This window comes from Sutcliffiella deserti (assembly GCF_020037475.1).
GTDB lineage: Bacteria > Bacillota > Bacilli > Bacillales > Bacillaceae_I > Sutcliffiella_A > Sutcliffiella_A deserti.
This window is the reverse complement of record NZ_JAIQDB010000002.1, coordinates 153,343-177,127: the sequence shown is the minus strand read 5'-3', so window position 1 is coordinate 177,127 and position 23,785 is coordinate 153,343. Positions and strand designations below refer to the sequence as shown.

The 23,785-nt window shown below is 40.0% G+C and carries 23 protein-coding genes; 12 read left to right on the top strand and 11 right to left on the bottom strand.

Features of this window, described 5'->3' with window-relative positions; translation table 11 throughout:
- Nucleotides 1–113: 113 nt before the first annotated feature.
- The 3 genes from licT to K9B36_RS06265 form a co-directional block, all read right to left on the bottom strand.
- The gene (gene licT, locus K9B36_RS06275) at nt 114–944 is read right to left on the bottom strand and encodes a BglG family transcription antiterminator LicT (protein WP_223701172.1); all 831 of its coding nucleotides are present in this window, start codon (nt 942–944) and stop codon (nt 114–116) included.
- Between the two features lie 531 nt (nt 945–1,475).
- Nucleotides 1,476–2,183 (bottom strand): class D sortase, encoded by a 708-nt coding sequence (locus K9B36_RS06270; RefSeq protein ID WP_223701171.1) that lies wholly within the window; start codon nt 2,181–2,183, stop codon nt 1,476–1,478.
- A gap of 60 nt (nt 2,184–2,243) precedes the next feature.
- Entirely contained in the window at nt 2,244–4,751 is a 2,508-nt protein-coding gene (locus tag K9B36_RS06265; RefSeq protein ID WP_223701170.1) for an LPXTG cell wall anchor domain-containing protein, read from the bottom strand.
- A gap of 760 nt (nt 4,752–5,511) precedes the next feature.
- Here K9B36_RS06265 and K9B36_RS06260 point away from each other — a divergent pair.
- Nucleotides 5,512–5,958, top strand: a complete 447-nt coding sequence (locus K9B36_RS06260) for a DinB family protein (RefSeq protein WP_223701169.1) — start codon at nt 5,512–5,514, stop codon at nt 5,956–5,958.
- Nucleotides 5,959–6,047: 89 nt separating this feature from the next.
- Here the strand turns inward: K9B36_RS06260 and K9B36_RS06255 are convergent, their stop codons facing one another.
- Both K9B36_RS06255 and K9B36_RS06250 read right to left on the bottom strand, forming a co-directional pair.
- On the bottom strand, nt 6,048–6,824 hold the full coding sequence (locus K9B36_RS06255) for an arylamine N-acetyltransferase (protein ID WP_223701168.1): 777 nt from the start codon (nt 6,822–6,824) through the stop codon (nt 6,048–6,050).
- Nucleotides 6,825–7,392: 568 nt separating this feature from the next.
- Nucleotides 7,393–8,100, bottom strand: coding sequence for a hypothetical protein (locus K9B36_RS06250; protein WP_223701167.1), 708 nt, complete (start codon nt 8,098–8,100; stop codon nt 7,393–7,395).
- 271 nt (nt 8,101–8,371) lie between these two features.
- On the opposite strand from K9B36_RS06250, the gene K9B36_RS06245 reads away from it, so the two are divergent.
- The 3 genes from K9B36_RS06245 to K9B36_RS06235 are packed head-to-tail and all read left to right on the top strand — an operon-like array spanning nt 8,372 to nt 9,778.
- Nucleotides 8,372–8,878 (top strand): hypothetical protein, encoded by a 507-nt coding sequence (locus K9B36_RS06245; protein ID WP_223701166.1) that lies wholly within the window; start codon nt 8,372–8,374, stop codon nt 8,876–8,878.
- On the top strand, nt 8,868–9,383 hold the full coding sequence (locus K9B36_RS06240; RefSeq protein WP_223701165.1) for a hypothetical protein: 516 nt from the start codon (nt 8,868–8,870) through the stop codon (nt 9,381–9,383). The genes K9B36_RS06245 and K9B36_RS06240 overlap by 11 nt, the downstream gene beginning before the upstream one ends.
- The gene (locus tag K9B36_RS06235) at nt 9,383–9,778 is read left to right on the top strand and encodes a hypothetical protein (protein ID WP_223701164.1); all 396 of its coding nucleotides are present in this window, start codon (nt 9,383–9,385) and stop codon (nt 9,776–9,778) included. Before K9B36_RS06240 ends, K9B36_RS06235 begins: the two co-directional genes overlap by 1 nt.
- 356 nt (nt 9,779–10,134) lie before the next feature.
- Here the strand turns inward: K9B36_RS06235 and K9B36_RS06230 are convergent, their stop codons facing one another.
- Both K9B36_RS06230 and K9B36_RS06225 read right to left on the bottom strand, forming a co-directional pair.
- Nucleotides 10,135–10,287 carry a DUF1540 domain-containing protein gene (locus K9B36_RS06230; protein WP_223701163.1) on the bottom strand — a complete coding sequence of 51 codons (153 nt, stop codon included), beginning with the start codon at nt 10,285–10,287 and terminating at the stop codon, nt 10,135–10,137.
- Nucleotides 10,288–10,535: 248 nt separating this feature from the next.
- Nucleotides 10,536–12,611: an anti-sigma factor gene (locus K9B36_RS06225; protein WP_223701162.1), complete on the bottom strand. Its 2,076-nt coding sequence runs from the start codon at nt 12,609–12,611 to the stop codon at nt 10,536–10,538.
- A gap of 755 nt (nt 12,612–13,366) precedes the next feature.
- Between K9B36_RS06225 and K9B36_RS06220 the strand changes: the two genes are divergently transcribed.
- Nucleotides 13,367–13,864, top strand: a complete 498-nt coding sequence (locus K9B36_RS06220; RefSeq protein WP_223701161.1) for a hypothetical protein — start codon at nt 13,367–13,369, stop codon at nt 13,862–13,864.
- Nucleotides 13,865–14,012: 148 nt separating this feature from the next.
- Here the strand turns inward: K9B36_RS06220 and K9B36_RS06215 are convergent, their stop codons facing one another.
- Nucleotides 14,013–14,942 (bottom strand): bifunctional helix-turn-helix transcriptional regulator/GNAT family N-acetyltransferase, encoded by a 930-nt coding sequence (locus K9B36_RS06215; protein ID WP_223701160.1) that lies wholly within the window; start codon nt 14,940–14,942, stop codon nt 14,013–14,015.
- A 344-nt stretch (nt 14,943–15,286) separates the two neighbouring features.
- Between K9B36_RS06215 and K9B36_RS16965 the strand changes: the two genes are divergently transcribed.
- The 4 genes from K9B36_RS16965 (at nt 15,287) to K9B36_RS06195 (ending at nt 18,260) form a co-directional block, all read left to right on the top strand.
- On the top strand, nt 15,287–15,520 hold the full coding sequence (locus K9B36_RS16965; RefSeq protein ID WP_317889861.1) for a YjcZ family sporulation protein: 234 nt from the start codon (nt 15,287–15,289) through the stop codon (nt 15,518–15,520).
- A 651-nt stretch (nt 15,521–16,171) separates the two neighbouring features.
- Nucleotides 16,172–16,804 carry an HNH endonuclease family protein gene (locus K9B36_RS06205; RefSeq protein ID WP_223701159.1) on the top strand — a complete coding sequence of 211 codons (633 nt, stop codon included), beginning with the start codon at nt 16,172–16,174 and terminating at the stop codon, nt 16,802–16,804.
- An 84-nt stretch (nt 16,805–16,888) separates the two neighbouring features.
- Entirely contained in the window at nt 16,889–17,131 is a 243-nt protein-coding gene (locus K9B36_RS06200) for a hypothetical protein (RefSeq protein WP_223701158.1), read from the top strand.
- Nucleotides 17,132–17,507: 376 nt separating this feature from the next.
- Nucleotides 17,508–18,260, top strand: a complete 753-nt coding sequence (locus K9B36_RS06195) for an S-Ena type endospore appendage (protein WP_223701157.1) — start codon at nt 17,508–17,510, stop codon at nt 18,258–18,260.
- Nucleotides 18,261–18,265: 5 nt separating this feature from the next.
- Here K9B36_RS06195 and K9B36_RS06190 read toward each other — a convergent pair whose 3' ends face one another.
- A complete protein-coding gene (locus tag K9B36_RS06190; RefSeq protein ID WP_223701156.1) occupies nt 18,266–18,619 on the bottom strand; it encodes an S-Ena type endospore appendage in 354 nt (117 codons plus the stop codon).
- A gap of 32 nt (nt 18,620–18,651) precedes the next feature.
- Nucleotides 18,652–18,975, bottom strand: a complete 324-nt coding sequence (locus K9B36_RS06185; RefSeq protein WP_223701155.1) for an S-Ena type endospore appendage — start codon at nt 18,973–18,975, stop codon at nt 18,652–18,654.
- 145 nt (nt 18,976–19,120) lie between these two features.
- Between K9B36_RS06185 and K9B36_RS06180 the strand changes: the two genes are divergently transcribed.
- The 3 genes from K9B36_RS06180 to K9B36_RS06170 are packed head-to-tail and all read left to right on the top strand — an operon-like array spanning nt 19,121 to nt 23,377.
- Entirely contained in the window at nt 19,121–20,221 is a 1,101-nt protein-coding gene (locus K9B36_RS06180) for a glycosyltransferase (protein WP_223701154.1), read from the top strand.
- Nucleotides 20,214–22,109 (top strand): glycosyltransferase, encoded by a 1,896-nt coding sequence (locus K9B36_RS06175; protein ID WP_223701153.1) that lies wholly within the window; start codon nt 20,214–20,216, stop codon nt 22,107–22,109. Before K9B36_RS06180 ends, K9B36_RS06175 begins: the two co-directional genes overlap by 8 nt.
- A 14-nt stretch (nt 22,110–22,123) precedes the next feature.
- Entirely contained in the window at nt 22,124–23,377 is a 1,254-nt protein-coding gene (locus tag K9B36_RS06170) for a hypothetical protein (protein WP_223701152.1), read from the top strand.
- A gap of 3 nt (nt 23,378–23,380) precedes the next feature.
- Here K9B36_RS06170 and K9B36_RS06165 read toward each other — a convergent pair whose 3' ends face one another.
- A complete protein-coding gene (locus K9B36_RS06165; protein ID WP_223701151.1) occupies nt 23,381–23,770 on the bottom strand; it encodes an S-Ena type endospore appendage in 390 nt (129 codons plus the stop codon).
- Nucleotides 23,771–23,785 lie beyond the last annotated feature (15 nt).

The following is a 23,785-nucleotide window of genomic DNA, read 5'->3' as shown; positions in this document are numbered from 1 at the left end:
AACATTTTCAAAAGAAAAAACCTAAACTACGTGAAGATCAGACATAAGTTGCCCGTCATTCCCGTAATTCAGGTTTTGCCTCATAGAGTAACAATCCTAAGCGGAAAGAATATTCATTTTTTTACTACACGTTCGATATGAATCGTTAAATAAAGCAATTCTTCTTCCGTCAGTTCATATCGGTACTGCTTTTCTACAAACTTCTTAATCTTCAATGAACATTGATAAGCATCAGGAAACTTATTAATAATGACATTTAACAAATCATCTTCCTGCCCATTTTTGTGGTGCTCGCCTTTGACCAAGCGATGAGCAAAGAACTTCAGATGAGTGATGAACCGGTGATAATTTAAAGAAGACTCATCAAATTCGATTTTGAAACTGTACTTTACGATGGTTAAAACATCTTGGATCACTTTCGTCATGTCGACCGTGTTAGTCATGTCCTCATTAAATTGAGCATTTACAATATGGAGGGCAATAAAACCAGCTTCGTCTTCAGGTAAAATGACGTTAAAGCGATCACAAATCTTATTCAAAGCCTCAAGACCAATTTCAAACTCCTCTTTATAAAGATTCTTCGTCTCCCAGAGCAGCCCATTTTTGATAGGAAGGTTCTGATTATAACGCTCTATCGCAAAATGAATATGATCAGTTAAAGAAATATAGATGCTATCATTCAGTTCTTTTCCAAGCTTCTGCTTTGCAAAAAGGATAATATCTTCTGTTAGCTCCATATATTCCATTGGTATATCCGCAATCAGGGTTTTAAATTTCTTTGTGATATCCTGGTCTTCCAAAGTGAAGATTTTCTCTACTTTATCTTCATCGATGTCTTCTCCAACACGCTTGTTAAAGGCAAGCCCACGCCCCATGACAATCACTTCCTGATCGTCTTTTATAGAGACAATCACATTATTGTTCAGTATCTTACTAATCTTCACTTCTTCCACCTCCGATAACAAAAAACTCTTTTCTCAAAGTTTGTGCTATTTTTTAGTAAAAAGTCGGCAATTGGACTTTTTACCGATTAGTTATTCTATCCAAACATGCAGTTCCTAATGTACAGCCAAGAAAAGAGCACGACTGCAAGGAATATAACGGATAGTTTATAAATACGAAAAAGCAACAAAGTTTACGAAAACAGCCATCAAAAAAGGCAAAACCTTCCCTCTTTTAAGGGAATCGGTTTTGCCTGATTTAACAGTAACAATCCGTTCTGTATGCGCTTACTTAGTATATTACAACACATTAAATTTATGCGCAACCATTTTTTTTTACAAATAATAAGATGTAAAAGATTTAAGCCTTTGTCCTTCCTCGGTGAGGCAAGATCAACATAATCTAAGCAGCTTTCTGCAAATCTCTAAATACCAGTTGAACGGCGTTTCCCTCGTTATAGCACATGGAATTATACGCTCCCAGCATTATCAATTTAAAGTGCTAAGGAAGCAGAGGACCCCCCGTGACCCTTTTTATCGTAACTCAGCCCTCACAATAAGTCGATTCACCGGATTTTCTGGTGTATCGCAAGTAATTAGTGTCAAAATCTCCTCACTGGTATTATGAAGCACAGACAGATCATCTGGCTTTACAATCTTAGTATCGGTCACAGTGTAAGTATAGCTTCCGTCCCTCGTTTTAACTGTAATGGTATCCCCCTCACTGATTTCATTCAGTCGGTTGAACAACTTTCCATATTTCCTGCTCCTGTGGGCCGCAATGGCACTGTTGCCTTTTTGGCCGGGCATCACCGTTCCTGTTAAATGACCTGCACCGTAATCTAAATTATATTGCGAAGCACTATTAAGGACAGGTAGTTTCACATCGATTTTGTCGATGGTGATGATTCCGAGCATGCTTTCACTTAAAGGCTTATTCTCGCTCGCTTCCACCTCTTCCGTAGCTTCTTGCTGACTTTCTTCTATAGAAGTTGTTTCTGCTGCTTCCGCTGTTCCTGCGGATGGATTAAAAATGGAGTCTAAATTTATGTAGCTGTTTTTCGCGGTATCGTGATTGGAGCTTTCTGCATTTTTAGGACGACTGTCTGAGCTGAGATCTTGATTTTCCCATTCCTCGATCAGATTGTTTTGCTTCTGGGCACTATAATAATCGGTTGCTTTTGGATACACCATCACACCGATTCCAATAAAAATTAATAAGAACGCGATTACTTTCTTCATAGTTCACCTCATTAATAGAATAGGAGAGGGCAAGTCCTCCCCCTCCTGTTCCTTTTTAACTTATTCTTCGGTCAACTTTCTCTTCTTTAGCGTAAATACACCTAAAGAAGTAAGGAGCATACCGATTAGGTAGAACAACATATTGCTGCTTTCTCCAGTGTAAGGAAGCATGCCGCTCTTTTTCGGTTTTTCATCAGAATCATTAACTTCTGTTACTGTTTCATCTACATCTACATCTACATCAGTGTCTTCTTTTACATCCGTGTCTACATCTACATCAATATGCGTGTTGATTGTAACTTCACCATCAACGATTGTTAACTCTTCCTCATCCAGAACGATTGTATAGGTTTCTCCATCAATAACAACTTCTATATGAAGAAGATCTTCCAAGGCAATTTTTAAATCTTCTAAGTTTAATACAAGCATACCATCGACGATCTCAAGGTCTAAGCGCTTGTCATCTCCATAAACAAGGACAGCACTGTCAATTGTTCCTGTGAACTCAAGAAGATGGATTTTAATACTAGTCAGAAGCTCAATCTCGATTTCTTCTTCAGGAACTTCCGGCAGATCAATTAGCTCTTTCGGTATTGTAACGGAAAGATGTCCTTCATCAGAAAGCTCATAGTTCCAGTCAGATAGATTGATAAGGCATTCTTTCCCATTAATCATCAGCCAAAGTGCTGTTACATTTTGTAGATAAAATTCTCCCTCTCCAAAGATGAATTTCCAATCTTTAGTTACATCAAGGTCGACAAAAGTACCATCTGCAAGCACAAGTTTTGCCTCTTCAATATCAATATCTTCAGGTAGATCCAGGTGAAGCTTTGTTACATAGTCAAAGAAGATATCCAGCTCAAGGTCGATGTGCAGCACTCCTTCAACTTCATCCGCTTTAGAAATGTCTACCGTGTACTCTTTTCCATCTACCTTTAACCATAATGCAGAGATATCATGCAGATAAATATCTTCTAGTACAAAACTTAACCGCTCAGAAACATCTAAATCGATCGTTGTTTCATCTTTCAAAATCAGCTTGGCTTTTTCGATATCAAGCCCTTCCGGCAATGTTAAATTAAGCTCTGTTACTAGATGAAACTTTAAGTCTGTGTGGTCGATGTCAATATCAAGCACACCGTCGACAAGATTTGTTTTATCCAAGTCGATTTTACATATTTTACCATCAATTAACAGCCATAGCGCTTTTAATTGCTCAAGCTCAATATGATCTTCACTCATTAAGACGAATAAACCATCTTTATATTTAAGTTTGATTTTTGTACCATCATGAAGTATTAGTTTCGCTTTTTCCAGGTTTAGCCCATCTGGAATGCTTAGGTCAATCTTAGTAACTACATTAGTTACAATTCCAAGCATCTTTTCATCTACAACTATTTTTAAAACGCCATCCTTAACATGGTCAGCCTTCAGGTCGATGTGGTACTCTTCGCCGTCAATTTTCAGCCATAGCGCTTTTAATTGCTCAAGCTCAATATGATCTTCACTCATTAAGACGAATAAACCATCTTCATATTTAAGTTTAATTTTTGTACCATCATGAGGTATTAGTTTCGCTTTTTCCAGGTTTAGCCCTTCTGGAATGGTCAGGTCAATCTTGGTAACTACATGAAGTTCAATTCCTAGCACCTTTTTATCTACGACAATTGTTAGTACTCCATCTTTAACATTGTGTCCAGTCAGGTCGATGATGTACTCTTTGCCGTCAATCATCAGCCATAATGCAGTGACACTATCTGCGTCTATTTCACTATCACCTATAATTGCAAAGTTATCTTTAGGATCTAGTTCAACCTTAGAACCGTCGTTAAGCTTTAATTTCGCCGCTTCTACCTCTACATCAACTTGCATGTCCACGTGAACTTTTGTTAGAAGATTGGTAGGATCTTCTTTTTCAAATGAAACGTTTTCATCCAACCAGATGTTAATAAACGTCTTTACTTCGTCTAAAAGATCAGCAAATAAAATAACGTGTGTTTCACCTTTTGCAGTGATTTCAATTCCTTTAATGTCAGGTAAACTCTTGTAATCAAAGTTACACCAATACCCATCAGTAAATTCTAAATCTAATGTCGTTCCATCTGCCTTGACAAGCGCCATGGCCTGGATGTCACCATTTAAAAGAGCTTCTATAAAAGATAAAGAGAAATTCGGATCAAGCTCATCCGTTTCCGGAACTGTTGTACCCGTTTCTTCCTCGCTACGATCACTGTTCTCATCGCGCGCTTCTTCTGTTTCAGCAGGTGTTTCTTCCGTTTGTTCCGCATCATTTTCTGTTTCAACTTGCTCTGCTTCTGTTACATCCTCTTCCGTTTCAGAGGCTACCTCTTCACTCTCTTCTCCTGCAAGTTCCTCTTGATCAGTATTTTCCGAACTTACTGGTTCAGTATTTTCGTTTTCAAGTGCCTGTTCCGCTACTTCTTCTACTTTATCTTTGATAGCCGCGTCGTCTCCATCATTCGTAGCGCCGACTGGCAGTGCACCAAAACTAAATAATACTAAGGAGGTGCTGAGTGTAATAGGTAATAACTTTGATTTTCGCTTCATCTATTTCCATCCTCTTTTCTTTTAAAATAGTCTTATTAATCTTTCAATTTCATAAATCGATACGCTTGCTAGATCCCCAGGTGATAGTTACATAGACTTTTCTCTCTAAAGCATTTCATGATCCAGTTATAAAATCGAAACTCGAAACCTAATATTCCTCCCTTCGCATAAAAATTTTGCAAGCTGCACCAGTTCAAAAGTAACAACACTCATGTTCCGTCAATCTTTGCTAGTTATGTAAGAGTATAAAATTTACTAATTCAACTTCTTAAGCAAGCAACTTACTCTAGGGGGATTCCCCGAGAAACTAAGAAATAAACCAAAAGTCCTCAAAAAAAGATAAAAAATTTCTTTAATCGGCAGAATTCCCTAATTAAGTGGGTCGCGGGGACAGGTCCCTTGTCCCGTTCGGGAGCAAGGGACCTGTGTAGAGTGGTGATGCATAATATGGGGGGGAGGCCATGCACTCGGTATGTCCGTGTGACTCGGAAACTCGTAAGGTGTGCGAAAAATTGCGGAAGTGATGCGAAAAAACAAAGATGGAGTGCCGAAAAACGCGGAAGTGAAACAAAAAAATACAGAAGCGGTGTGAAAAAACGCGGAAGTAGTGTAGTAAACTACAATAGCGTGCGCAACCAATAATTATGGTTGGGTTCAAGTAACATTCAATAACTAAAATAAGAACATATGTTTTATTTTCCTGATTTAATATATAATTAGAGTTAAAATGTTCTATTTATTTTTGAAGGGTGGTATTAATTTGAATAAAACTTTAAGTCAATTTGAAAAGATGATTGGTAGTATAGCGGAATTAAATGGAGTATCAGAAGAGAGATTACGCGAACCTATTAAAGAAGGGAAATGGTCAATCATAGAAATTGTGGGACACTTATATTATTGGGATAAATATAACCTTGAAAAGATGGTACCCTATATGACTGATGGTGGGGATTTACCACAGTTCCCAGACCATGATCAACATAATGAAGAGGCTATAGCTTTTATTAAAGAGTATTCAGCTGAGTTAATCATTGATAGTTTTGTAGTCACTCGTAAAGAATTTATTGAAAAGGTGTCAGAAGTTAAGAAAGATGCTAGGTTTACTATTGGTGGTGGAAAAAGGGGATTTTCGGGAGAAAGTTTTATAAAAATGTTCATTAAGCATGATGCACACCATTTAAAACAGATCAATGAGAAATTACAGTAATTGTTAATGGACGCAAAGAGACGGTTCCTCCGCTTCTCTCTGGGATTTAAAGAAGCGAAAGACCCGTCCCCATGCTCATCAATTCAACCTCACTCGCCCTTCCGCCTCCTATAAATCTCCTTCGCCTTTTCATAAAGGCTGTAATCCACTCCAAACTTCTTCTCCATCCAATAACGGAACTCCGCTTCAGTCAGCTCCTGCTCCAAGCGTTGCTTGTCCTCAAAACGGATGAGTGTATTTCCTTTAAGCTGACACGGTCTGCCGTCTATGTATCCAAATACTTTCAGCGTCCTTAGTGCAAAACCATCCTGCCAGTCATGCGATTGAAGAATGTGGGGAATCATCTCGTCCCAAGTAACCGTCTTCTTGCCCAAAACCTTTGTCGGACCAGGATCTCTTGCTACGAGAATATCGTTTTCTCGCACCTCATAGGAAAAGACCTCTGCCTCATTCTCCACTGTGAAGGACTGATGCAACGGATAAGCTTTGTAAAGAGGCGCGCAATAGCCAACATCTACATAATAGGGCTGGTCAAGCATTACTTGTAGGCATAAGTGTCCGGGATCCATGTACAAATACTCCACATTAAACCCAAGCGTATGCAAAAGAAAATGAAAGCCTTTCGCAACTGTCCAGCATGTTCCACCTACGCCTTGATCTACTACTCTATTAACATAGGAGTCTATGGAAGGAAGATAGAAATGCTCTTCTTCTCCTTCTTCAAAATCAATGAATTTTGTAAGCGTTTCCCATTTTACTTTGGTCTGATGGGCCTCCACCAGTTCGTTCAAATACTCCAGTGATGGAGCTTTCTCTTCCACCTCTAAATACCGAAGAAATTTCTCTAGTATGCTGTTTTGTATCAATGCTCTCTCCTCCTGATGATAGATTTCTTCATTGAGATGGGTGGTTCCTGCTTTTACTATAATGCAAACTTTAAATTCTGTGTAAGATAAGCTTTAAGACAATGAACTACGCACAAGTTACAGGTATTGCAAATAAATCTTTCCATACATCTCGCTTACTCTCATTCCTTTAAAGTAAACGTTGTCGCTTTCCGCTGTAATTTTTGCGATTATTTCTCAGGAAATTGTTGAAATTTGAAAGTGGAAAATGAGGGAATACCATTTGCTTCTTCTGACTATCACATGCTGAAAAGGTAATCTACTTAAGGGGTAGTTTGCTTATATCGCTTTCCTGTTTTTTAACCTTGTATCTCTTTTTAGCCCTATGTTTAATAGCGACAGTTTTTAGAAACCGGTTGGAATGCGATATAACGGTCGTCGGCTAACACCAACGTATGTATACTAAAAAGAGTAAGAGAGCATGGCCTTTTTCAAAATATGAAACTATGCATGTATCTACTTACTCTCTACACAGGCATATCGCCAGGCGATACGCTTCATATATACACTACTGCTCTCACCCTGCAAACTATTTTTTAAAAAGGGAAAATAGCCAACCTTTATTTTCTTTGCGCTTATGTATCTCTTCTTCTAACCGTTTATTAAAATCATTTTGTGAGACCCACTCATTCTTCTGTTCGTCCCGCATTTTTTGAATTTCTTCTTGTAAGAGTTCCGTTCGTTGTCTTTCTTGTTCGAGTAAGGTTTCATAGTGGTCTTTTTGTTGCTCTGTTAATTTTTCAATCTTAGCATTGGTTCTTTGCGAAGAATTCCCAATACTTGAACTTATTACATGATGGTCCTGTTGAAGTTGTGCAACGGTAGTTTTGATATGTGCCATATCGCTTTTTAATTGGAGATTCATATCGCGTGCCGCTGCGAGTTCATTAACCAGGTACTTAAAGACCTCTTTCAACTGATCCGGGTCCTGTGGCAACCGCTCTTCTGTATCGGGTAGCGCTATATCTGTTCTATTCATGTCTTCTAATCGTTTTTGTTGTTGATCGACAAGATCCCTTGCTGTACTGTCCAGTGGTTTATCTGTATCGCGTAACGCTATAAGCGCTATTATATCTGCTTCAACGAAAATCCTCCGGTCCCCATCTTTCAGAAACTCATACCCATTGCGCTCTAGTATCTGTCCATACTTCCGCACTGTGGGAGTTGCAATTCCCACCTCTTCTGCTACTTCCTTGGTGGAATAAGCGCGTTCATTTGCTTTTATATCGTTTCGCATATCGTTTCGCACCTCCTATATTTTAATATGAAGGTTTAATAGATTATTTGCAAGGGGTATATCGCTTGATTGTTGAACTAAATAGTTTTTTGTCGAGTATGCAAAGATATTCTACTTCTCTAGGTGTCCTAATACATAAAATCACTTTTATAGTTTAAATCGAAAAAGGGTCAAGGGACCTGTCCCTGTGTCCCCCATTTTCATCACCATTGATGTACTTGTTTCATAGAATATATTACTAGATTAGTATTTTATGTAGGGGGAGATAGGTTTGATGATTCGTAAGTATAGTTTTAAGGAGGATTCCGCAGATTTTACTGGGCAATCTGCTAGGGTCTTGAGAGATGGGTGGGAGCAAAGGAAGTGCCCTTCGACGAATTTTGTGGAGACACATAAGTTACAGGGGGTTGGTGAAAACGAGTCTGGTAATATTCCGCTAAATTTCGTTATTGGTGCTGGTGTCGAGAATGTATTGTTTGAGGATTTCACGGAGAATCATAATAAGACATATTTTCAGATTAGTAATCTACCGACAACCGGGGAACCTGTTGGATTTAATATGCTACTTAGGGTAACGACGGATGATAATGATACGGAGAACCCTCAAGAAATCATAATCCCATACTCACAAACGAGAGCATTTCAGGTGGAAAATTTACGGCGGGTGACGGTGCAACTTCTAGACCTACCAGTATTTTTCCAACGGCGGGTTAGCTTTTATCTAGAAAAGACATTTTGCATTTCTTGTTCAGAGGGAGGTAAAGGCAATGTCATGTAAGAATAGCCGAATAAATCATTGCAAAGAGACCTTGGGTTCCATAAGTCCGCAAAGGGTCAAACCAATAAGCTATATAAAGCCGAGTTGCATTGAAAATAGTTGTGAGGTAGCAACGCATAAAGTCCAAGGAAATGCAGACGGGCTAACGGGTAATATTCCTATCAATATTTTCGTTCCAGGTGGGACAGAAAATTTAATTGTGTTTGAAGATTATACAGAAAATCACAATAAAACCTTTCTTCAGCTTTCGGCAGAGTCATCCCCACTCGATAACTCATTCAGCGTATTGGACGTGTTAATTTATACAAGAGATTCAGAGGACCCAATTGAGGTAAGTCTTTCTACAAACCCCTTTGGACCTGTATTTTCCGGAATTCCAAGAGGAGTACAGGTTGAAAATTTTGTTCGCCTAACTGTTTCCAATCCTATTGAAAATGCAGGCGTTTTACGAGCTTATATTGAAAAAACGTTCTGCATCTGTTGCAGAGAAAACGGGGTGCGATAATGAAAAAGAATAGTCATGTCGGAAATCATTTTGTCCAGGGAAGTGGATTGAACCAATCCGGAAACATTCCTCTCCTTTTTCCTATTCGCTCCAACGAAACAGAAATTGTTTTCTCAGATGAAACAACCAACCACAATAAAACACTGATTCAAATCAGATCAGTCGCTGTAGATCCCTTTCCTCCATTTCCACTTCAAGTCTTTATTTTCACTAGAGATAGCCTATTCCCAATCATAGCAGAAATAGAAGGCTCCTCGCTTTTCAGCGAAGGCAACACACGAGCATTTCAAGTGGAAGACTTCTGGTTCCTCGCAATCCGCTTCAATGACGAAATAGGTCAACGCGAAGCAGCAGCCGAAGTATTCATTCAGAAAACGTTCTGTATAGATGGTTAGTGTGGGTCACAGGGACAGGTCCCTTGACCCAGTCACTTGAACCTTCTTACAATCTACTAACATCAGAAAGGCACGACCAGTTGGAAACTTGGTTTTGCTTTTTCATATACGTAAAAGCAACAGTTAATGCAAAGAAAATCTTATTCAGAGACAGAGCTTGTTAAAGAGGTGAAAGTTGAAAAAGTGAAACGGAAATCAGGTAGCTAAAGATAGGCGATAAATTTCAGCCCCCTATTACATTCTTCCATTAAAGCAGAGACGGGTCGAGGAACCAGTCCTCGCGACCCAATAAAAAAGGCCCTCTAGTATGGTTTGTGTTTGGTAACACTCCTTATACCATTTGAGGGCTTTTAGGTTTATTCTGGTTTGAATGTTCTACAATCTGTTTCATGACTTGTCTCCGCTTCTTTTCCTTTATTGCTGACTACGTAGATTTGAGTAGCTCCGCATCTGTTTCCTGATTTGTTATATACACAGTTGTTCACTTCACATAGGACATCCTGTGCCATAATCAAGTCACCTCCTTTTGGATAGTTAGTTTTGTATACCCTGTTTTTTGTAAACTAACACATTAGACGGACTAGCTATTAATTAATTTATTGAAGTAGTAGGGGGTAGGTGCATATTTTTTCTTTTGGTTTTAGTGCTATTAGGGTCCTGGTTTTACTTGCTGGTATAAGTTCATTGGATAAAAAAAGCACAGGTATCCCCCCATGCTTCCTCACAGACTGGACAAGGAACCAGTCCCTATGTCCCACTAATTCAAAGGAATCCTCTCCAACCCGTCTATAACTAAATGATTGGTGACGTAAAAGGAGTCTATCCAAATGGTGTCAGGAATTTGTTGGTTTGTCGGGATTTCCAGTTTCATCAGGGTATTATTGTCTTCCATCCAGTTCTCCGCCTCGTAATAGTTATGCCAGTTTGTATAATATTCGAGGTATTGATCTCCTTGGTCTCTCAATGACCAATGAAATCGTTTGATAAAGGCGTCCTTAGCATGTGTGCCTGTAAGGACGATGCTGTACCGTTCCGGATTATCTCCGTCGGCTTCTAAGATTTTTACGGTCAGGAAATCGAGACTCGTACCCCTATATTCCAAGCCTACCGGTGCTTTCTCCACTTCCTTCATTATAATTGGAATCTCAAGCGAAACAGGCTCTGTATAACTTATCTCCCGCAGCTCCAGAAATAGCTTTTCCCCTTCACGCAACGGACGTACGATTTCTCTGCTGTCTTCATCCACAATGTAGGGATGGTAGGCATTTCGGCTATGCATAGCGCTTGCGTCCATATCCAACTCTTCATTAAACGAAAAAGGAAGGAGGACCCCTGCTTGGAGTACCTCCTCCCCATCTCCATTCACAACCCGATAGTCGGTATAGAGATGGGGGTACTCGATTGGATGGCCTGTTACTTGACGCAATTCCTCCATACGTTGTTCAATACGATCCTTTTCCTCATTCGTAAAGTCCACTTTCATTTCAAAAAGGCTGCTCGTCTCTGTTGAGGAAAAGCTTTCTACATCCACCTCAACGATATCTCCCATGACGAATGGTTCATCGTGTGTATACTTCGTTTGTTCCTTGCTTCCTTTTGCATAGTCAATTGGAATTTCGATGTTCCATGAACCAAATACGCCACCGATTCTGCTTGTCTGGAATTGAAGAATAAACTCATCCTGGATCTCCTCAACCTCTAAACGATCCACGTTGAAATAAATGGTCCCCTCTGTCTTCGCTTCATTGGTAGCTATGATAGAATGCGGAAGGTGGAGGACTTCTTCCCCTATTTTCACAAAAATAAGCTCTGGTTTAGACAGCAGCTGTTTTCCCGTTTCCGTATAATCTAAAACGAGATCCTTCTCGCTGGATTGGATGGTAAAATGGAGCCCGGCTGAGAGGGCAGTTAGCTCAATGCCGGTCATCTCAATCTTGATTCCGGCATCATCTGCTACATAGGTGCCCTCGTCCCAAACGTTATAGAAGGAACCATGCTTCACATAGTTGCTTGCTAGGGTTTTCACGTGTGTAAGTTCCGGTAGAAAGGTCATAAATGTTAGAAAAGCGGCAATCATCGCGGTAAATCCAAGAGCCTGCTTCAAAAGTGCCTTCTTTTTTTTCTTTTTTTCATACGGTTTGAACCGCACTTTAACGAGAGCTTCCAACTCATCAGCACCATCAAAAGGCGTTGCGGGGTGAAAGTATGTATCAAGGAAGGAAGCGGTTTTCTTCCAGGACTCAATCCTATACCTGCAGGTTGGACAGAATTCGAGATGATCCTCCACGCCAGCGTTGTCCTGTTTATTTTCGGCGTAATCGAGGAGAGTTTCCATAGAAAGACACGTTTCTGAGAGGTCTTTCTGCTCTAGTAAAAGCAGATTCAATTCTTTTTTTGCTGATAACAGGATGTCAGATACAGTAAGTTGTTCTTGGTGGAGGATCTTGGTGAGTGTTGAGATGGGGTAGTTCCAAACATGATGCAGGAGAAGTATTTGCTGATTGGTATGAGGGAGGGTGTGGAAATACTCCTCAAACTCCAGCAAAATACCGTGATGATGCGTTTCGGCTGAGCGAATTCTTTTTACTTGCACGATGCTGGCGGTGAACGTGACTTTCAACCAATCTTCTATCGGAAATGATGCCTCTTCTTTTTCAGTCGAAAGATTCAAGTAAAGCTGTTCACAAGCAGAAACAGCCAGCTCCAAACTCTCTTCCTCCCGGTATTCAAAAATGGCAGCAAGCTGAAGAATTTGATCATGATAGTCTCTTACAAATTCCAAAACGGTACTAGGTTTTATCTTTATAACCTTCTTCCTTCCGATCGCTTTCACCTACTCTAACAGTATTTTTAGGATAATTATACCATTTACCTCTGGGCGAAGGAATTAATTTTTTTTGGGTCATAGGGACTGGTTCCTAGTCCCATCTGCGCTTTAAATCACGAAACGGTCCGCTTCATAAAAATGCACCTAAACTTAAATAAGATAATGTGAGTGGTTTTCAGGGCACATTGAAACATCAGGAAGGGGTTTATAAAAAGCAGAGGACCATCCCCATGCTTCCATGTATAAATACCCATAAACTGCTAAACCTAAGAAAAAAACATCTAGGGTGAAATTAGATCAAAATGACTCTAAGCATCTATATAATCTTGTCATGGCTTCTACTTGGACTTTTTATATTTGAAAAGAAATCTATTGGCAACAAGGCAATCGCCTTCACTTTGATGTTAGGTATATTTTTAAATTCACATATATTCCTAATTATTTCTGAGCCGATAAAGCTTTTAGAGGTTTCACACAATGAAGTGGATTATATCAGTTTTATTATATATAGAAGTTTTCTAACCCCCTTATTGATCGTTTATATAATAAATTGGATTTTTATGAAGAACAAAGCGCGGAACTTAGTTATTATGTTTGGCTTGGCGATTTTTTTCTTTTGGCTTTTAGAGATTTTCAATCTTAAGCAGGGGTTAATTAACTATGAAGGCTGGTCTACTTTTTATACCTTAAGCTATTTATCAAGCGTTCTGCTCGTATGCTACTTTTTTGTCATATGGTTTAAAAAGAAAGGGTGGGCATAAGTGAACACTGGACCAATCCCTTTTGTTGAGGAAACTTTTAATGGAAATGATATTTTTGTGATGGTGTCGATTGTTTTAGCGTATTTTGTTATTTTTCTACTTCCCAAACAATTTGATAATGCGTTTATTTCCTTTCTTTTGATCTCATATGGAGTTGTATCTGCTACTCTATTTGATAATACAATTGGTGCTTCGCCATTTGATTTTTACGATATAATGGACGGACCGAAGTATACAATCATGGATATATGGGCTTATTTAATATACGGACCTTACGGGTATGCTTTTATTTACTTTTACGAAAAGTATAAATTCCAGGGCAAAAGTCTTATCTTCTACATTATCGTTTGGACTTGTTTTGGAATGTTTATTGAATGGATCAATGTACTAATGAATGTATTCACCTACAAAGCAGGCTACAAGTGGATATTTTCAATTCCCATCTATTTGTTTGTTCAATCCTTTTGTTTGATGTTTTATAAATACATAAAAAAATGAGGGTCAAGGGGACAGGTCCCTCGACCCGTTTTCACTTTAGAGCACTAAATTTAATTTTTGCTAGTTTAATACAGATTTTGCTCCGTTGTGTGAGAAATACAGGTACGATTCTAGTCCCCATTGCTGCTGATGCTCACTTTAATTAGTTTTAGTTCTCGTCGGAAAGTTCAAGATCCCATCGTTCTTCAATTAAACTTGTTCCGGTCCATTCTTTATTTGGTTTTTCTTCAGTTAATCTAAAGTTATATTTTTTGTAAAGATGGCGAGCCGCGTCTAAGGTACTTACTGTCCATAAGAACACATGCTGATAGTGTTGTTCTTTACAGAAGTTGAGGGCAGTCTCCATGAGTTTTTTTCCTAATCCCATTCCTTGATAATTTTCATCAATAACAAACCACCTTAGTTGTGCAACGGTATCAGTAGATTTTGTTATTGCAATCGAACCGACGATTTCCCCGTTTACCTCAGCAACCCATAGCTCTCCTCCATCTGTATTGATCATGAATTCTGTTAAACCTTTCATGACGTAGTATTCAAAAAGCTTTCCAAAATTGTATGTTTCGTCGTACAACCTTCCATGAAGGTGTGCAATGTATCCAACATCTCCAGATTGAAAAGGTCGAATAAAAACCTCTGATTGAGAAGAACGGTTTTGCGAATAAATGGATTCGATTGTTTCCATAGATGCAACTAACTTGGAACGTTCACTTTTCGACAGATTTTGAATCATTTTATCTACTCCATGATTTGCACGCTCAACCAAGGTGGTGTAGACTCTTTGGCCATTATCGGTGAGATATAGTAAATACTGACGTTTATCCTCGATTGACTGTTTCTTTATGATGATGTTTTCGTCCTCGAAGCGTTGGACAATTCGGCTCATATACCCACGGTCAATCCCAAGATTTTCTCTTATCTCTGTTGCGGTGCATCCATCTCTGAAATGGATTTCTGTTATTACCCGTGCTTCTGTTAATGGAAAAGGTTGATTATAAATTTCCTGATCAATTTTCCCTAAAACATTTGCATAAAATCTGTTGAATTTCCTGATTTTATCTACATATTGATTTGATTTCATTGCTACCCCTCCTCAATATTCAGAAATTTATAATTAATAACATTATAACGATTATAGTTGACTCAATCAACTATTTTTAAATACCCTCATTTCATCCGCTGTCCTTCAAGGGGTCTACTCGTTCCTTCCATTAATAAAAAAAGACGGAATTCGGCTAATGAAAGATCGCAATTTTCATCTTTTTAATAATTTAGCACTTTATAGCAGGAAAGGGTCAAGGTACCTGTCCCCTCGACACAGCGACTCGTGACAATCACCCATTTATTGGGTTGACAGGTTCTTCTTGGGAATAGGTGAGTATACTGTAGTATAAATAACCTAACCCGAAAGGAAGTTAAAAGAATATGTATGCTAACGTTAATGCACCACCTAATATGGTGGCAGGAGTAAATGTACCTTATCCAGGAGAAAACGTACCACCAATGGTAGCTGGTGCAATGGAAGCACCTATGCCACACTATGCCGATCATGCTTATGGATATGGTTGTCCTGCTCCAACTCAAGGTAACGTCTTTTTATTAATTGTCGTGTTGTTTATCCTATTGATTATTATAGGGTGCAGTTTCCCTAAGTGTTAATGGGTCACGGGGACTGGTACCTCGTCCCGTCTGCGCTTTAAATCACTAAACTGTTCGTTTCATCAAAAAGCATCTAGCTTAAATAAAAATAGGTTCTGTTTTAAAAGTAAAAAACTTTAAAACAGAACCTATTTTAGTGATAAGTTTTGGAAGCAGAGAACAGGTACCTATACTAACTTTCTGCCACCCCCTTCTCGTAATTATATTTAATTTTAGTAAAGAAATTATAAGTCGTTTGTCCTACATGACACTTATAAGTTGGTCAGTTAGACAGGTAAAATTTCTCATGGATTATATCACTACTCTACATAGAGCCCAACCTTTTATTTACTGCAAAAATTATTCATGAGTACAAAGGTGTAATTTAGAATATTTTCACTTTGTTTGAGCGGTGCGATAATTATCTTTAAAGATAGAATATTTACAAATTATTAACTTGTTAAACAATTAAACCTTAAAATATAATTGCAAATAGAGACGCTACTTATTTTTCTCCTTATAAACTACTAAAAACTCCTTTTGAAATGTCTCTGCTTATTAAAACTAGTAAGTTGCTTGCCCCCCCTAAATCCTTTTATTGGTATTAACATCTTATTCATTCAGCTTGAACGAAGATGTCAGTATAAAAAATTACATATAGGAGGCATTTCTATGCTAAAGAAATCGATGATGTTTGTTATTGCGTTAATTCTGTCGTTTGCCGCTTTACATTTTGACCTACAGACAGCCTCGGCGTTTCCACCAGGAACACCGTCCAAGTCAACAGCTCAATCTCAACTGAACTCGCTGACCGTGAAGTCCGAAAGCTCGATGTCTGGCTACTCGCGAGATAAGTTTTCACATTGGATTAGCCAGGGTAACGGCTGTGACACCCGCCAGGTGGTGCTCAAGCGCGATGCTGATTATTACAGCGGGAACTGCCCTGTAACATCCGGCAAGTGGTACAGCTACTACGACGGCGTTATCGTCTATTCACCGTCCGAGATTGATGTTGATCACGTTGTGCCTTTAGCCGAAGCGTGGCGTTCTGGAGCCAGCAGCTGGACGGCGGAAAAACGGAAGAATTTCGCAAACGACCTCCAAGGCCCGAACCTGATCGCGGTTACCGCAAGTGTTAACCGCTCCAAAGGTGACCAAGACCCTTCAACGTGGCAACCACCGCGTTATAGCGCTCGTTGCGGATACGCGAAGTGGTGGATTAATACCAAATACCGCTGGGGCCTGAGTCTTCAGTCATCAGAAAAGTCCTCACTGCAAACAATGCTTAATAGCTGCTCATACTAAGTTCGTTAATGATACCTCTAATGATTGCCAACTTTTAACACTGGCAGTCCTACAGCTATAAAATAAAGGAAAGGAGTCATTCATATGGATAAGAAATCAACCACCTTTACCGCTACCCACGGTGTTATGACCGCTGAGGTTGGCGTAATCAGCGGGGAGCTTGAGCTGCTTACCACTTGTGATGAAAATGGGGTTCTCACACTCGCCATTACCTATGTAGGTGCCGAGGAGTGGTACACACTGCCCGGTGAAGAGTACCGTTTAAATGACCCACGTGATCACGAAGTCATCCACCGCATGCTCGCCAATGTGCTTGAGCGCCCTTGATACTTGATACCAAGCGCCACTTATATTGTTTCTATCTTGGGTCACGGGGACTGGTACCGCGTCCCGTCTGTACTTTAAATCACTAAATCGTTTGCTCCATTAAAAGCATTTAACTTAAATAAAATCGGTTCTGTTTTAAAGTTTTCTACTTTAAAACAGAACCGATTTCAGCGTTTTGCTATGGAAGCAGAGAACCGTCACCGTGCTTCCTAGATGGTTCTTACAGGAAGCAGAAGCCAGGTAATATCTTAGCACTTTAAAAGTAAAGAAGGGTCGAGGGACCTGTCCCCGCGACCCTTCTGTCCCCTCAGCCCTCAGGAATATTTCCCTCCCACATCACGTACATTTGTATAAAGGGAAAGGTGGGCATAGCGTGATGAGTATGGATGATATTCACTGCATCAATGCAGTGCAGGTTTTTGATTGGGCCCTGCTTCCATTTTCGATTGATTTTTTAACCTGTTCTCATAAACAGAGCAATAACAGCCTCTCAACGAAGGTCAAAGGGGTGTTTGAGTTGCACGGTGAGAAAACAGAGATTCTATGGGAATGTCCGGACAAGTTAAAGATCACTGGTACACTTACCATCCACTGCATGGAAAGTACGGACAGCATTTCGGTCATCATCAATGACCAACCTGTGTCCTCCATAAGCAATACAGCCTCTCGTTCCTTCACCATTTCTCATTTTAAAAAAGTCGAAATCAAAGGTTTCACCCCGTCCACTTTTAGCAGTGGAAAATATGAACTCACCTTAAACATCCAAGCCTCACCCGATCAGAACGGCAACCCAACTACCCTTACTTGCCAAGCCACCCTTCCTTCAAATTCTGATCACACAACAAAAAAAGCCTCCATAATAATCAGAGGCTTCGTTACTGTTAATACACAAAATGATTCCCTTTTTACTTTTCCCATTCATTACAAAACACACCTAAACATGTACGCACCAAAAGGCGCCCTCATCCAAGCCAATCTCTCCTCTATTCAAGTAACCCCTACTATCATACCGAGTTCTCCAAAGGAGGAGTTGTCATACCTTTATGTGAAAGTTACTGGGAAAATTGACGTAGAAACACTCAAGAAGACTAACATTAGCCTTAAAGGAACAGACCCTCCGAGTTACTAAATCTTTCATATAAAATAATGCAAATCACAACAATATCGGCCATAACAAAAAGACGATTGAAGCCCTGGGTCACAAGATACCGAAATTTCTTTTACATCGATAAAGGTTCTAGAGCGAGTGTTATTCGGCGTTACAATAAAGGAATCGACTGCGCCTTTTTTACTCAAAACCTGCACCGTCACCCCTTCCCCGCAACTTTCAGCTAAGAAAATAGATAAGGTACAGACTGCCACACTCTTCTTTGATTCCCATAGCACCACATTATTCTCCCCACAGGCTAGCGAGAAATGACCTGCAATACAATCTGTCACTCTCTCTTTCTCTTTCTCTTTCTCATAGCACCATGTATACACACTCATACTCTCACCTCTTTCCTATCCTTACCTCTCCCTTATGCCAATACGCGCTTATACAACGTAATGCAATAGGTTCCGTTATCTCCTGTAGCAGCTGTGATTGCGAATGAAGTCGGTGTAGACACAGATTGAGAGACAGTTGTACCTGGATCAGCGACAATTATTTCTGTACCATTAATGGTTCCTGTTGCCCCAGTTGCACTAGAAGCTGAATTAAAAAGCGAAAAAGTCCCCTGTGAATATTGACCAGCATCCGCAGACCAGACAGTCACAATGGTCCCTGTCCCCAGAAAGTTCCCTGAAATACTTTCTTGAAATAATTGTGCTTGTGGCGCACAGTTTGAATTATTGCAACACATAACGATCCCTCCAAATTTGGTTTCCTTTCATGCTATGTATGGGTGCCTATAAATGTCTGGGCGCTTTCCTAAATTTTTTCACCACCTACCATCAACCTTCATACCTTACAATATCTAAAGCCCAATTCGAGAAAGGGAGAAGATAATGATTGAAGTGAGCTTGTGTATGATTGTGAAAGACGAAGAGGCTGTGTTAGCGCGATGCCTTGAATGTATAAAAGATATAGTAGATGAAATTATTATTGTGGATACCGGTTCCTCGGATCGAACGCGGGAAATTTCTCAATCCTTTACATCTAAAGTGTATGACTTTGAATGGATTAACGACTTCGCCGCCGCAAGGAACTTCGCCTTTTCCAAAGCAACAAAGGACTATATATTCTGGCTGGATGCAGATGATGTTATGGAAAAAAAAGATCAACAATCGTTTCTAAAATTGAAAGCCACTATCCCGCCAGAAGTGGATAGTGTACTGATGAACTATCATATCCATTTTGACAACGCCGGGAACCCCACTTTTAGTACAATGCGGAATCGATTAGTAAAAAGAAGTTGTCAGTTTCAATGGGAAGGCGAGGTACATGAATACTTAAAGGTACATGGTGTTGTCGCACAAAGCAACACCGTCATCTACCATAAAAAAGAAAAAAGTTCTGCAGGAAGAAACTTGAAAATTTATGAAGAAAAACGCAAGCAAGGGGACCCTTTTTCCTCAAGAGATAGGTTCTATTATGCTAATGAACTATTAGGTAACCACTATTATGAAGAGGCCATCAAGGAATATGACATCTTTCTAAAAGAGAAAACAGGCTGGGTAGAAGACCATATCGCAGCATGTATCCAAAAATCCATCTGCCATTATCACCTGCAACAACCGATCGAGCAAATTTCTGCGTTATGTGATTCCTTTTTATACGATGTCCCTCGCTCAGAAGTTTGTTGCCGGATCGGAGAAGTTTTTCTTAACCAGCTAGATGATCCAGATAAAGCAATATTCTGGTATACATTTTCCTTGAACCTCCCAGCTCCACCAGCATTAAGAGGGTTGTACAATGAGCCACATACCAGAACATGGCTGCCACACATCCAATTAGCCGCAGCCTATGAAAAAAAGAATGACCTGGAAAAAGCTCTGCACCATACAAATTTCGCACTTGAGATTAACCCTGATAATGTGAACATACAGCAAAACAAAGCAGTTCTCTTATCTAAGCTAACGAAAGAGGAGGATACCTCTAATGTATAAAACTCAACAAAGCCAATCTTTCTCTTCAGCCGTTCAATATTTTACAAATGGAAAATATGAAAAAGCCTACTCCGTTCTCTTTGAAAAATTAAGAGAAAAAGGAGACTCCAACAATATTTATGGCCTCTTATCTCTTTTCGGATATACATCCGGGTGTGAGAATATTGGAGAATTTTACGAACAAAAGATAGACTCAGAAACGACGAAGAATCTCCTTTTACAATTTCCATCCCTGATTCAATCCCTAGCGCAACAAAAGGATAAAGCGAGATGGGCTAATTATAAAAGAGAGCGAAATCACGCAGAAAGATTGCGCTTCGCCGTCACTGCCCCTTTATGTAAAGGGGAAGTTCTTGAAATTGGTTGTGCAAACGGAGATCTTAGCTCCCATATCGCCATGCATGCCACGAACGTTTACGGAATTGACATCGACCCGATCGCCATTGAGTTAGCAAGACTTAAGTGCTATCACTATGGTTTTACCAATGTTCAGTTTCAGCTTGGAGATGGTGGGAATGTAAACTTACCAAACCAACAATTTGAGACCATTGTGCTAGCTGAAGTGTTAGAGCATGTACCAGATCCGGGAAAAATCGTGAAAGAAGCTGTCCGTTTATGCAAGCCAAAAGGAACCATCCTGATTAGCGTTCCTAGGGGCTATATGATTCCTGATCATGACCATATCAACCTTTTTACGAAAGAAAGTTTGCTCTCTTTTCTGCAAATGACCGTAAAACCCGTTGCTTATGAATGGGTGGATGAGGTACCAAATCAATGGATGCTCATAAAGTTGACACTGCCCGATAAAGTGGAGGTTCCTAAACAACAAGAAGACTTGGGCAAGTTCTTTTTACCACCACATCCATTAGAATTAATGGAGGCGAGTAAAGTCTCAGTAATTGTGCCCACATTTAACAGATGCGACTATCTTGAAAAAGCGTTAAACAGCATCACCGACCAAACCTATGAAAATATCGAGATTATCGTCGTAAACGATGGGTCAACAGATCGAACCAAAGAAATGCTCGCTAAATACCCATTTCCATTAAAAGTGCTCTCAAAGGAAAACGGCGGAAAAGCTACAGCGATCAACACTGCACTTCCATATGTAACAGGTGAATACGTCTGGATTTTCGACGATGATGATTTAGCCTTTCCTGCAAAGTTACAGCTCCAAATCCGACAATTCGAACGAAATCCTGATGTGGGACTCATTCATACATCCGCTATCATCACAAAAGTGGAAGATCAGAAGCCAACCTTCCAAGGATATTGGCACGCAGAATCTAGCACCTATGAAGAACAAGTCATAAAAAAGTTCCGTGGAAACTACTACTTCTCTCCAACAGTCATCGTAAAGAAATCAGTCCTTGATCAAGCAGGCTTTTTTGACGAGAACCTCATACGCGCACAGGATTATGATATGTGGTTCCGAGTTTCCACGCTAACAAAAGTAGCCGCCTTCCCTATCCCAACAATCTTTTACCGTAAACATGACGGCGTAAGAGGAACAAAGGAGAACCCGTTAAAGACAGAAGATCTTCAGAAAAACCTCCTTCATGCAGACCAATATATTATAAAAAAGGCATATTCAACGGACTGGGATACTCTTTTTCCTTGGCAGTCTACTAACCTATCGCCATCATCAAAAATAGAAATCAAGCTGGAACGTGCCATTTATTTATCTCAATATCAGTTAGTGAATGAGTGTGAACAGGATCTAACGGAAGCCTTGAATTTCTTTGAATCTGACGACCAAGCATGCATCTCTCCAAAAGGAATGACGGTCATTAAGCATTTAAAAGAAGTTACCTACCAATCTCTACAGGAAAAAGGGCAGGAAATCGTCCGTAAAATCATTTCCATTATGGAAGAGAAAAGCAAATAGGGGGTGCGGAAACAATGGGCAAATTAAATGGATGTATTAGCACGAGTAATGGCAATGACGTAATAGAAAACGTCAATATCGTCGGGGTAGGTCCTGATGTAAACTCACAATTTAACGAACTAATGGTTGCAAATAGAACTCCGGTCATTGAGCTTTCTTCCACCTATGGCATATCGGATCTTCGGGATGCTATCGAAACAACCGGAACCGGGACTGTTACGAACGATACAGTAGAATATTTAATTAGTACCGGGATCGGAGCCGGGGCGGAAGCGATATTGGATTCAGCGCAAAGGGGCAGATATCAACCCGGATATGCGGTTGAGGCTGGATTAGGGGCGCGGGTTATGACACCGCCGACAGGAGAACAAGTGGGAAGGTGGGGCCTTTTCGATGATGAAAACGGCGCTTACTTTGGGGTAGATAGTTCCGGAACTTTCCTCGCCTATAGAAGGGATGGAGTAGATACAGTCGTCCCCCAGGCCAGTTGGAACATAGATTCGTTAGATGGTACAGGACCAAGCGGGATTACTTTAGATTTAGCCAACGGTAATATTTTTCAAATCGTCTTTTCTTGGTACGGCTATGGGGTAATAGAATGGCAGGTTGTTGTTCAAAACCCCGTAGACCTCTCACAAGAAGTAGTCACGGTTAATAGGGTTAAACCTTCGGGCCAAACAAGCTTTACAGATCCAAACCTGCCACTTAGAGGGCAAGTGGAAAATGGCGCGACAACAGGAACGAATTTTACACTTTATTTAGCTGGAAGGCAATATAGTATTATAGGAAATTACAATCCTGTGTTTCGGGTGACATCTGAGCGGAGAAGTTTTACTGCTACTACTACTTTAGCTCCAGTTATAAGCTTTCAGCGGAAAGCTATTTTCCCTGCAGGATCTGGCAGGCCTAACTCTGTCAACGTTACACTTGAAGGGCTGGATTTATTATCCGGAAGCGACATATATTATCAGGTTATATTAGGATCTACGATAAATGGGGCGTTTGTCAATTTTCCAACCGCAACCACCAATATCCCTAATGACGAAACAGCACTTTTGGTTAATAACAACTCCACATCCTTTACCACCTTAGGGCAAGTCGTCTTCCAGGGGCTAGCAGCGGGAAACCAAGGAAATACTCGTTCTTTAACTACAGGAAGCTTACTAGATTTAATTCTCGCAGATGATCAAATTATCACCTTAGCCGTCGCAACGTTCAGCGGCACCTCTGCCATCCAAGCCGCCTTCAGAGTTTCAGAAGAATGGTAAGCTTTAATATTTATAATTTAATGTAAAAGAAACTTGAAATGTAGCAGAATAAGTGCCGGTTTGATTTAGCGGAAATGACGTCACTGCCACTTGAATGCTATTGATATTCCCAAAGGTCCTGGCCTCACTCTCCCCTGGTGCCACTGTGAACTGTGTTGCAGTATTTTCATTAATCATCACAACGACCGAACCAGTGGAAGTCGACCCGTTCACCACAAGAATCGTACCGTTAATGGCAAAATTCGTTGTATCTGTATAAATCTTTGAAAACAAACCAAGATCTGTAATGGGAGTAGGATCAGCAACCGCAATGGTCCTACTCCGTGATAAATCCATACAAACCGAATCATTCACATCCTCAAAACTACTCGAACCACAACCTCGACAACTCATTTATTAACACCCCGC

What these genes read in the sequence shown, in the direction of transcription:
- K9B36_RS06190 (WP_223701156.1), bottom strand. Translation starts at nt 18,619, where the DNA reads ATGAGTGTGTATACATGGTGCTATGAGAAAGAGAAAGAGAAAGAGAGA.
- K9B36_RS06270 (WP_223701171.1), bottom strand. Translation starts at nt 2,183, where the DNA reads ATGAAGAAAGTAATCGCGTTCTTATTAATTTTTATTGGAATCGGTGTG.
- K9B36_RS06250 (WP_223701167.1), bottom strand. Translation starts at nt 8,100, where the DNA reads ATGCGAAACGATATAAAAGCAAATGAACGCGCTTATTCCACCAAGGAA.
- K9B36_RS06215 (WP_223701160.1), bottom strand. Translation starts at nt 14,942, where the DNA reads ATGAAATCAAATCAATATGTAGATAAAATCAGGAAATTCAACAGATTT.
- K9B36_RS06200 (WP_223701158.1), top strand. Translation starts at nt 16,889, where the DNA reads ATGGATAAGAAATCAACCACCTTTACCGCTACCCACGGTGTTATGACC.
- K9B36_RS06235 (WP_223701164.1), top strand. Translation starts at nt 9,383, where the DNA reads ATGAAAAAGAATAGTCATGTCGGAAATCATTTTGTCCAGGGAAGTGGA.
- K9B36_RS16965 (WP_317889861.1), top strand. Translation starts at nt 15,287, where the DNA reads ATGTATGCTAACGTTAATGCACCACCTAATATGGTGGCAGGAGTAAAT.
- K9B36_RS06175 (WP_223701153.1), top strand. Translation starts at nt 20,214, where the DNA reads ATGTATAAAACTCAACAAAGCCAATCTTTCTCTTCAGCCGTTCAATAT.
- K9B36_RS06165 (WP_223701151.1), bottom strand. Translation starts at nt 23,770, where the DNA reads ATGAGTTGTCGAGGTTGTGGTTCGAGTAGTTTTGAGGATGTGAATGAT.
- K9B36_RS06205 (WP_223701159.1), top strand. Translation starts at nt 16,172, where the DNA reads ATGCTAAAGAAATCGATGATGTTTGTTATTGCGTTAATTCTGTCGTTT.
- K9B36_RS06240 (WP_223701165.1), top strand. Translation starts at nt 8,868, where the DNA reads ATGTCATGTAAGAATAGCCGAATAAATCATTGCAAAGAGACCTTGGGT.
- K9B36_RS06180 (WP_223701154.1), top strand. Translation starts at nt 19,121, where the DNA reads ATGATTGAAGTGAGCTTGTGTATGATTGTGAAAGACGAAGAGGCTGTG.
- K9B36_RS06195 (WP_223701157.1), top strand. Translation starts at nt 17,508, where the DNA reads ATGAGTATGGATGATATTCACTGCATCAATGCAGTGCAGGTTTTTGAT.
- K9B36_RS06230 (WP_223701163.1), bottom strand. Translation starts at nt 10,287, where the DNA reads ATGGCACAGGATGTCCTATGTGAAGTGAACAACTGTGTATATAACAAA.
- K9B36_RS06170 (WP_223701152.1), top strand. Translation starts at nt 22,124, where the DNA reads ATGGGCAAATTAAATGGATGTATTAGCACGAGTAATGGCAATGACGTA.
- K9B36_RS06185 (WP_223701155.1), bottom strand. Translation starts at nt 18,975, where the DNA reads ATGTGTTGCAATAATTCAAACTGTGCGCCACAAGCACAATTATTTCAA.
- K9B36_RS06265 (WP_223701170.1), bottom strand. Translation starts at nt 4,751, where the DNA reads ATGAAGCGAAAATCAAAGTTATTACCTATTACACTCAGCACCTCCTTA.